Here is an 8,751-nt window from a genome sequence, read left to right as displayed (position 1 = left end):
CAAGAAATAACTTCTTATGACTTCATTAAAGAAAACAGATTGTATTTCTTAAAATTAAAAAATTCTAATTTGTTTTTAATATCTATATCTTTTTTAATTTTAACAATATTATGGGTATTTCCATTTTTAGGTTTTGGTTCTCCAATTGCACTACTAGGAGGGTTTATTTTTGGAAAATGGTTGGGTACTATAATTGTGGTTATAGGTATGAGTGTTGGTGCAACACTTCTTTATATTTTTGGAAACTATTTTTTAAAAGATTTAATTAGAGATAAATTTTTAAATAGATATCAAAATTTAGAGATAAAATTTAAAAAGTCCGAATTTTATTATCTTTTAATATATAGATTTATTGGAGGAATACCTTGGCAACTTAGTTGCATTTTGCCTACAATTTTTGATGTCAGAGTAAAAAATTTTTTTTTCGCATCATTAATAGGAATTATACCTCAAATTTTTTTATGGGTTTCTTTAGGTAGTGGTTTGGAAATAGTAATAGAACAAAATTCACAAGTTCCCAAAATTACAGACATAATTTTTTCTTCTGAAATATATATTCCAATTTTAGCCTTTTTTAGTTTAGTCTTGATTACAATTTTTTTTAGAAAGTCTTTTTATAAAAATTAGTGGTGCTCCCACCAAGAATCGAACTTGGAATTTATCCTTACCATGGACACGTTATGCCATTTAACTATAGGAGCATTTGGATCAATTCTATTTTTATTGATAATAGAGCATTTTTTCCAAATTATTGCCTTAATTTTTTGATTAATTTGATTTATATCTTACCAAGGAAATTTTATGGGTATTCATTACGATTATAAATCAACCAAAAGTGCTAAGCTCATGGAAAAGCAAGCTAAAAGAGAAAGAAAACTTGCTGAAAAAAAAGCAAAAAGACTAGCAAAAGATGGCACTAAAAAAGATGATAATAAGGATAAAGCATTAGATGCATCTAAACCAATAACTTTAGATTTCCTTACCAATCCAAATAAAGAATGATTACTAAAAATAAAAATGAGCGCTTAAGCATTGCGCTTAGGAAAAATTTAAAAAAGAGAAAATTTTTTCAAAAAAAAAATAAAAAGAAAACAAAATAATGTCGATCCAGCCAGACACTTGGATAAAAAAAATGTGTAAAGAGCACAAGATGATCGAACCATTCTTGGATCATCAGGTCTCTGAGGGAAAAATATCATATGGACTAAGTAGTATGGGTTACGATGTCAGAATTTCTGATGAGTATAGAATATTTACAAATGTTAATAGTTCGCTAGTGGATCCAAAAAACTTTTCTGATGAAAATTTTATTGAGCGAAAGGGGCCATATTGTATAATCCCACCTAATTCATTTGTTTTAGCTAAGACCATTGAATATTTTAGAATTCCAAAAGATGTTCTTTGTATTTGTGTTGGAAAAAGTACTTATGCGAGAACAGGAATTATTTGTAACGTAACTCCAATTGAAAATGAATTTGAAGGTAATATTGTTATCGAATTAAGTAATACAACTCCTAATCCTGCAAAGATTTATTCAAACGAGGGTATTGCTCAATTTTTATTTTTTAAATCAGATACTCAACCAGAAACAACATATAAATCAAAAAACGGTAAATATCAGGGACAAACCACCATACAGGTTGCTAAAATTAAAAAGTAATTTATGGATAAATTTCTGATCAATGGTCCTTGTAAAATCAAGGGTAAAGTCTCGATTTCAGGTTCTAAGAATGCATCTCTACCAATTCTTGCAGCAACTTTATTATTTGAAAAACCAGTAATTATTAAAAATTTACCTAGAGTAAGAGATATAGATACAATGCTTAATTTATTAAAATCTCTTGGATCAAAAATAATTTTATCTAAAGACAAAAAAACTGCAAAAATTATTAATAAAAAGAACATGAAAACTTTTGCAAGTTATTCACTTGTAAAGACAATGAGAGGTTCAATATTAGTGTTAGGTCCATTAATTTCTAAATTTTATAAATCTAAAACATCTTTGCCTGGTGGATGTCTCATAGGGGCAAGACCTGTAAATTATCATCTTAGTGCATTAAAGAAGTTAGGAATGGAATATAAAATAAGAGACGGATATATTTTAGCCAAATCGAATGGAAGACTCAAAGGCAAAAAAATAAAGTTTCCTAATATTAGTGTAGGCGCTACAGAAAATTCTATAATAGCTGCATGTTTAGCTAGAGGCAAAACAATTTTGAAAAATTGTGCCGTGGAACCTGAAATTAAAGATTTAACAAAATTCTTGTGTCAAGCAGGTGCAATTATAAAATGGTCCGGAAGAACCTGCACCATCATAGGAGTTAGTTCTCTTAATCAAACTAGTTATACAGTTATGGCTGATAGAATAGAGGCAGGAACTTTTTGTGTAGCGGCAACGCTTGCTAAAGGTAATCTACAAATTAAAAATTTAAACCCAAAAATAATTTATACTGAAATAGAACTGTTAAAAAAAGTTGGGGCAAAGATTAAAACCTCCAATAACAAAATTTTTATAAAAGGACCTGACAAAATTAAACCTATTAAAAATATAAAAACTAAAGAGTTTCCAGGCATTCCAACAGATCTTCAAGCTCAATTAATGGTATTAATGTGCAAGAGTGTTGGGAAAAGTTCTATAACTGAAAGTATTTTTGAGAATAGATTTATGCATGTTGCTGAGTTGCAAAGATTAGGTGCTAAAATAGATATTCAAAACAATAAAGCATTTATTGAGGGCAATACCAAATTTATTGGTGCTGAGTTAATGTCTAGTGACTTAAGAGCCAGTGTTGCTTTAGTATTAGCTGCAATGGTAGCGAATGGTAAAAGTATTGTTGGAAGAGTCTATCACTTGGAGAGAGGATATGAAAATATCGAAAATAAATTAAAAAAAATTGGTGTTAAAATTAAAAGATTGAAATAATGAGTAAATATTTAGCAAAAATAATTGCGAATGATCAAGAGGGGCTACAAATGATTTCCGCTTGTAGCTCAGGTGCAAAAGTGAAAGTTACAGATATAAAGTATCTAGCATCTAATAAAGTTTTTTTATTATCTATTGAAAGAAGTAAAATTGAAACTGATCAAAATGGTAAGAAAATCAATAGTATCTGTCGATTTGATTTTGTTGATAAAGTAAGATCAAAAAATATCAATCAATCAAATAAAGATTTAGTTTTAGAATTAATTGGAATTGATTATTTGAAAAATAATGATGATTATGAAATAAATCTTATTTTTAATAATAATGCCCACATAGTTTTGACAACCGAAACTATCGAAGCGCGGCTTGAGGATCAAAACGAAATTAAATAATTATGAAAATATTAAATAGTAAAACTAAAAATTTCGATAGAAATTTGGATTATTTACTTTTTAAAAGAAGAAAAAGCATTAAATCTGACAAAGTCTCTGTAACTAATATTATCAATGACGTAAAAAAAAATGGTGATAAAGCATTGATTAAATATGAAAAGAAATTTAATCAGAATTCTAAAATCATTCCTAGTGCTTTAAAAATTTCTAAGTTAATAAAGTCTTTAAATCCTAAGGTCAAAAAAGCGATCGACACAGCCTATAATCGAATTTACAAATTTCATTCTTTGCAAAAATTTAAGAATATTTCTTATACGGATAAATTTAAAAACAAACTTGAATATAAATATTTACCATTAGAGTCTGTGGCAATTTATGTTCCTGGTTCACTTGTATCTTATCCATCAAGTGTGCTTATGAATGCTATACCAGCAATTGTTGCAGGAGTTAAAAGAATTGTAATGATAAACCCAGGTTTCAAGGGAAACCAAAATCCGGCTGTTTTATACGCGGCAAGAAAATGTAAAATTAAAGAGATTTACTCTATTGGTGGTCCATCTGCTATAGCAGCTGTTTCTTATGGAACTAAAAAAATTAAAAGAGTTGATAAAATAGTTGGACCTGGGAATTCATATGTAGCAGCTGCAAAAAAAGAAGTTTTTGGAGATGTTGGAATCGAAGGCATGACCGCAGGGCCTTCTGAAATAACTATTGTTTGTGATAAATTCTCAAATCCTGAATGGGCTGCAAGTGATTTAATTGGCCAAGCAGAACATGATCCTCAAGCACAATGTATATTGATTTCAAAAGACAAAAAACTAATTAGTAAAGTCCAGATGGAAGTTTCAAAACAATTAAAAAATATTCCAAGGGAGTCTGTGGCAAAAAAAAGTTTAAAGAGAAATGGAATTTTAATGTATGTAGCAAACGATAGTAAAATAATTAATATCGTGAATAAAATTGCACCTGAACACTTGGAATTAAATGTTAAAAACTATAAATCTTTTATACCAAAAATTAAAAATTCTGGGTCAATTTGCTTAGGAAAATATGCAGTTATGGCAATGACAGATTATAACATTGGATCAAATCATATATTGCCAACTAATGGGTCAGCAAAATATTCTAGTGGTATAAGTGTTAATGAATTTTATAAAAGAATTTCTTACATAAACTTATCAAAAAAGGGTATTGAAAGTCTTGGGCCATCAGTTATAACTCTTGCAAATTACGAAGGGTTAGCAGGACATGCTCAATCTGTAAAAAAAAGAATAAGGAGAAAATAAATTTGTCAAAACAAGACTTACTTGAATTCAAAGGCAAGGTAACTGATTTACTTCCAAATGCTATGTTTAGAGTTCAGCTTGAAAATGGTCATGTTGTAACAGCTCATACAGCGGGCAAATTAAGAAAAAACAGAATTAGAGTATTACAAGGTGATAATGTGACAGTCGAAATGACTCCATATGACCTTACAAAAGGCAGAATAATCTTTAGGGGTTGACCTTTTGCCTCGGTAGCTCAGGAGTAGAGCAGAGCCCTGAAAAGGCTTGTGTCGGAGGTGCGAATCCTTCCCGAGGCACCATCAAAATATCTTGAAATTAATTTAAAAGAACCTAACCTCATATTAAAATAAATAACTAAAGGACGAGTGAATAAGATGAGTACAATACAAGGAAAAGTAAAGTGGTTTAACGGCAAAAAAGGTTACGGCTTTATAGAAAGAGACGATAAAGAAAAAGATGCGTTTGTACATGCAAGCGCAGTTAAAGCAGCGGGCATGAGATATCTTAATGAGGGTGATAAAATAGAATTTACTCTTGAAGATGGTCCCAAAGGCCCGTCAGCGGTAAATTTAAAAAAATTAGACTAATTTTCTAAAATTATAAAAAGGGCGATATATCTACAAGCGGATATACGTCCTTTTTCTTTTAAGGGTTGCATTATCGTTTTTTTTGTCTAAAAAGCTCTCAATGAAAAAATTTGAGATAAATAAATTAGCGTCAAAAAGTACTTTAAGAAAAACTCTTAAAGGAACTAGTAGAGTTGCGCACGTTCACTTCCATGCTGGCTAAAGCTAGCGAATAATCATTTATATTATAATTTTAAATAACAACAAAATAAGATAAAACAAAAAAGGATATGCCTTGATGGTGAAATAGTATCACGTCGGTTTGTGGATCCGAAGTCGTAGGAGCGTAACCTACTCAAGGTACCAAAAAATGAGTGAAAAAAATAAATTAATTCCTGGATTACCTTCAGGTTTTGAAGATAGATGGAATAAAATATTAATTCTCAAAAAAAGACTATTAAAAGTCATTGAGAATAATTTTATTAAATATGGTTTCGATCCTTTAGAAACCCCATCATTTGAAATTAGTGAAAATATAGGATCTTTTCTTGCAGAGGATGATAGTAATCCTATGTCTGATGTTTTTTCTTTTAATGATGGTGAAAAGAATATTACTCTTCGATACGATCTTTCCAGTCCTTTAGCAAGATTTGTTGCTCAAAATAATCAAGAACTTCCATCCATTTATAAAAGATACGCCATTCAAAATGTATTTAGAAACGAAAAGTCTGGTAATGCTAGATACAGAGAATTTACACAAGCAGATTGTGATATAGTTGGAAATGTTAATTCAGCACAAGCCAATGCTGAGTTGTGTAATCTGATCTCTAATACTCTAATAGATTGTGGTTTAAAAAAAGATCAGTTTACTATCAATGTAAGTAATAGAAAAATTGTTCAAGGCTTAATTGAAGATTTGAAAATTGAAAAAGAGAAACAAATTAAAGTAATGAGAGCCATAGATAAACTTGATAAACCTGGGTTTGGTTTGAAGGGTGTTGAAGAATTATTAAAAAAAGAAAGAAAAGACAAAAGTGGAGCTATAACAAAAGGAGCAAACTTAAGTGATGGTCAAGCTTCAAAAATCTTAAGTTTTTTAAGAATAAAAGATTTAAAGGAGCTTAAAGAAAATTTTAAAAACCCTATTACTCAAGAAGGTATTAAAGAATTGGAAGAATTATTTGAGGTTTTAAATTTTGGAAATTATTCTGATCAAGTAAAAAGTAATTTTACAATTGTTAGAGGACTAGATTATTACGATGGGTTTTGCGTTGAAACTAATCTAAATTTTAAAGCAAAAAATATTAAGGGTAAGGAAGTCGATATTGGAAGTATTTGCTCAGGTGGGCAATATAATAAATTAATTTCAAGATTTAAGGGTGTAGATATTCCAGGCACAGGAGTAAGTATTGGCGTTGATAGATTGCTTTATGTAATGATGCAATTAAATCAAATAAAAATTGATACACAAAATCCAGTTATTGTTTGTGTAATGGATGAAAAATATCTAAAAAATTATTACGAAATTTTGGATGATTTAAGAAAAAATAATATTAATGCTGAAATATTTTTAGATAGTAAAAAAAATCTAGGTAAACAACTTACTTATGCTAATAAAAGAGAATGTTCTGTTGCAATAATCTGTGGTGAAAATGAATTTAATGAAAATAATGTTACCATAAAAAACCTTAAAGGTATTAAAGGTGAAAACAATAAAACATTTCCAAAAGCAAATTTAATCGATGAAGTCAAAAAACTTATCTGAAAATATCCTTAGATCAGTAAAATCTAAGGGTTTTAAGTATATTGATTTGCCATCAGTAATTGAGGCTAATCACATTGTTCAAAGATCAGGAGAAAATTTTAGAAAATTTATTTTCTCTTTCACTGATCATAATGGAAGTGAGTTATGTCTTAGACCAGATTTGACTATTGTATCTTGCTTAAGATATTTGGAAAATAATTTAAAAGAAAAGCAAAAAATTTTTTATAGTGGCCAAGCTTATCGAAAATCGCAAAATAAAAAGGACTCTATTATCAGAAACCAAATCGGATTTGAAATTTTAGGATCTAAAGATGAGAAAAATGATGATAAAGAAATTATAATTACTTCTCTTAAATTACTTAAAAATATTAAATATTCATCTGGAGCACTAATTATTGGAAATGTTGAAATTTTTAATTTGTTAATTTCGAAATTAGATATACCAAAAAGATGGAAGCTAAGATTATCAAGACACTTCTGGAGAGAACAATATTTTAATGATTTGTTAAAAAGATTAGAGACCAATTCAGATGTTGACCCAACAATTGTAGAAATAGATAAAAAGCGTTACATTAAAATGCTCAAAGAGGATTTATCAATTGTTGTTGCAGGAAGAACAATTGATGAAATACTGAAAAGATTTGACCAAAAAATTAAAGATCCTCGAGGAGCCAATAAAGGGAAAAATGTTTCAAAAATAATTAAAGATTTTTTAAAAATAAAATGTCCAATAAATAAAGCAGCTACTGAATTAAATAAATTTTTTAAAAAATATAAAATTAATTTAGCTGTTGATCAAAAATATTTTCCAATCTCAAGCAATAAAGTCTCAAAATTAAATGTAGTATTTTCAGCATCATTTGGAAGACAACTAGAATATTACACTGGAATGGTATTTAAAATTGATATCAAATCTAAAAATTCATTAAAAAATATAATTAATGGTGGTCGTTATGATGGTCTAATTTCAGACTTAGGATCAAAAAAACAAACCCCAGCAGTAGGAGCTGCTATAAATTTATTAGATTAAATGATTATTTGGTTATCGTCATATCCAAAAAGTGGAAATACTTGGTTAAGATCTTTATTATCGTCTTATTTTTATACAAATGACGGTTCGTTTAATTTTAATTTATTGAAAAATATTGATCAATTTCCTAGCGCTCCTTACTTTTCAAAATATAGCGATTTATTTTTAAAGCCAGAAAGTACGTCTAAATTCTGGATTAAAGAACAAATTAGAATTAACAAAGATAAAAAATTGAGATTTTTTAAAACTCATAATGCAATGTGTAAAATTGATGGAAATAGTTTTACAGATAATAACAATACTCTTGGTGCTATTTATATCGTTCGTGATCCAAGAAAAATTGTAAGTTCTTTATCACATCATTATCAGATAAGCGACATTGAAGCTTTTGAATTTATGAATACTGAAAATAAAGCTATTGTTGAAAAGATAGAAAATAGATACCTGGGATTTAATGCATTATTCACATGGCAGTTTCATATTAATAGTTGGGTAAAATGTGAAAAATTTCCAGTTTTAACAATAAGATATGAGGATTTAGAAAATGAGACATTTGCAACATTAAAGAAAGTTTTTGAATTTATAAAAAGAATAAGCAAGATGAGCATTTCTTTCGATAGAGAAAAAGCAAAAAAAACAATTAAATCATGTCAATTTAAAATAATGCAAAAACTTGAAAGTGAAAATGGTTTTGAGGAGTCCATGATAAACAAAAAAACAAAAGAAAAACTGAAATTTTTCAATTTTGGTAATAAAAATAAATATCAAGAATTATTGGATAAAGAACTA

General features: G+C 28.5%; 11 protein-coding genes and 2 tRNA genes. 12 read left to right on the top strand and 1 reads right to left on the bottom strand.

Annotation, left to right across the window (positions count from 1 at the left end):
• Window positions 1–627 (top strand): TVP38/TMEM64 family protein (locus tag ACTT83_RS02380; RefSeq protein ID WP_440918583.1); only part of this gene is annotated, 627 nt, incomplete at its 5' end.
• Here ACTT83_RS02380 and ACTT83_RS02375 read toward each other — a convergent pair.
• Window positions 628–701, bottom strand: a tRNA-Thr gene (locus ACTT83_RS02375). It abuts the gene before it with no gap.
• Between the two features lie 100 nt (window positions 702–801).
• Between ACTT83_RS02375 and ACTT83_RS02370 the strand changes: the two genes are divergently transcribed.
• The 11 genes from ACTT83_RS02370 to ACTT83_RS02320 form a co-directional block, all read left to right on the top strand.
• Entirely contained in the window at window positions 802–1,002 is a 201-nt protein-coding gene (locus ACTT83_RS02370) for a hypothetical protein (protein ID WP_440918582.1), read from the top strand.
• Window positions 1,003–1,099: 97 nt separating this feature from the next.
• The gene (gene dcd, locus ACTT83_RS02365; protein ID WP_440918581.1) at window positions 1,100–1,660 is read left to right on the top strand and encodes a dCTP deaminase; all 561 of its coding nucleotides are present in this window, start codon (window positions 1,100–1,102) and stop codon (window positions 1,658–1,660) included.
• Between the two features lie 3 nt (window positions 1,661–1,663).
• Window positions 1,664–2,923: a UDP-N-acetylglucosamine 1-carboxyvinyltransferase gene (murA, locus tag ACTT83_RS02360; protein WP_440918580.1), complete on the top strand. Its 1,260-nt coding sequence runs from the start codon at window positions 1,664–1,666 to the stop codon at window positions 2,921–2,923.
• Entirely contained in the window at window positions 2,923–3,315 is a 393-nt protein-coding gene (locus tag ACTT83_RS02355; protein WP_440918579.1) for a DUF2948 family protein, read from the top strand. The genes murA and ACTT83_RS02355 overlap by 1 nt, the downstream gene beginning before the upstream one ends.
• Entirely contained in the window at window positions 3,315–4,601 is a 1,287-nt protein-coding gene (gene hisD, locus ACTT83_RS02350; protein ID WP_440918584.1) for a histidinol dehydrogenase, read from the top strand. Before ACTT83_RS02355 ends, hisD begins: the two co-directional genes overlap by 1 nt.
• Before the next feature lie 2 nt (window positions 4,602–4,603).
• Entirely contained in the window at window positions 4,604–4,819 is a 216-nt protein-coding gene (infA, locus tag ACTT83_RS02345; RefSeq protein WP_075535637.1) for a translation initiation factor IF-1, read from the top strand.
• 6 nt (window positions 4,820–4,825) lie between these two features.
• Window positions 4,826–4,900: transfer RNA gene (locus tag ACTT83_RS02340), tRNA-Phe, on the top strand.
• A 75-nt stretch (window positions 4,901–4,975) separates the two neighbouring features.
• Window positions 4,976–5,188: a cold-shock protein gene (locus ACTT83_RS02335; RefSeq protein ID WP_440916946.1), complete on the top strand. Its 213-nt coding sequence runs from the start codon at window positions 4,976–4,978 to the stop codon at window positions 5,186–5,188.
• 349 nt (window positions 5,189–5,537) lie between these two features.
• A complete protein-coding gene (gene hisS / locus ACTT83_RS02330) occupies window positions 5,538–6,932 on the top strand; it encodes a histidine--tRNA ligase (protein WP_440918578.1) in 1,395 nt (464 codons plus the stop codon).
• Window positions 6,910–7,962: an ATP phosphoribosyltransferase regulatory subunit gene (locus tag ACTT83_RS02325; RefSeq protein WP_440918577.1), complete on the top strand. Its 1,053-nt coding sequence runs from the start codon at window positions 6,910–6,912 to the stop codon at window positions 7,960–7,962. The genes hisS and ACTT83_RS02325 overlap by 23 nt, the downstream gene beginning before the upstream one ends.
• On the top strand, window positions 7,963–8,751 hold a 789-nt coding region (locus ACTT83_RS02320; RefSeq protein ID WP_440918576.1), incomplete at its 3' end, for a sulfotransferase domain-containing protein. It lies immediately after the preceding gene.

The sequence above is a fragment of the Candidatus Pelagibacter sp. genome (assembly GCF_052049775.1).
Lineage (GTDB): Bacteria > Pseudomonadota > Alphaproteobacteria > Pelagibacterales > Pelagibacteraceae > Pelagibacter.
The sequence above is the reverse complement of the archived record's forward strand: the minus strand, read 5'-3'. Positions and strand labels throughout refer to the sequence as shown.

Excerpts from the sequence above, each read along its gene's own strand:
- hisS (WP_440918578.1), top strand. The coding sequence starts at position 5,538 with ATGAGTGAAAAAAATAAATTAATTCCTGGATTACCTTCAGGTTTTGAA.
- ACTT83_RS02355 (WP_440918579.1), top strand. The coding sequence starts at position 2,923 with ATGAGTAAATATTTAGCAAAAATAATTGCGAATGATCAAGAGGGGCTA.
- dcd (WP_440918581.1), top strand. The coding sequence starts at position 1,100 with ATGTCGATCCAGCCAGACACTTGGATAAAAAAAATGTGTAAAGAGCAC.
- ACTT83_RS02335 (WP_440916946.1), top strand. The coding sequence starts at position 4,976 with ATGAGTACAATACAAGGAAAAGTAAAGTGGTTTAACGGCAAAAAAGGT.
- murA (WP_440918580.1), top strand. The coding sequence starts at position 1,664 with ATGGATAAATTTCTGATCAATGGTCCTTGTAAAATCAAGGGTAAAGTC.
- ACTT83_RS02370 (WP_440918582.1), top strand. The coding sequence starts at position 802 with ATGGGTATTCATTACGATTATAAATCAACCAAAAGTGCTAAGCTCATG.
- ACTT83_RS02325 (WP_440918577.1), top strand. The coding sequence starts at position 6,910 with ATGAAGTCAAAAAACTTATCTGAAAATATCCTTAGATCAGTAAAATCT.